Below are 268 nucleotides of genomic sequence, written 5' to 3' on the forward strand. Positions count from 1 at the left end.
TCATCCCTGTCATGGAACGTATCCGCGTCGGCCGCCTCGGCGGCGGGCGTCCCCGCACTCGGCCGGACCATCTCGGCGGTGACAAGGCGTACTCCTCGCGCCGCAACCGCCGCTACCTGCGCAGACGGCAGATCAAGCACACCATCCCCGAGCCGAACAACCAGCGGGCCAACCGCAAGCGCCGCGGCAGCCAAGGCGGGCGGCCCACCGGCTTCGACAAGACGATCTACAAGCGCAGGAACGAAGTGGAGCGGACGATCAATGCCCT

General features: G+C 68.3%; 1 pseudogene. It reads left to right on the top strand.

Annotated elements, in window-relative coordinates:
- A pseudogene (locus tag IG78_RS0141305) lies at positions 1–268 on the top strand (IS5/IS1182 family transposase); the annotation flags it as partial.

Source organism: Streptomyces aureocirculatus, from assembly GCF_000720475.1.
In the GTDB taxonomy this organism is placed as follows: Bacteria; Actinomycetota; Actinomycetes; order Streptomycetales; family Streptomycetaceae; genus Streptomyces; species Streptomyces aureocirculatus.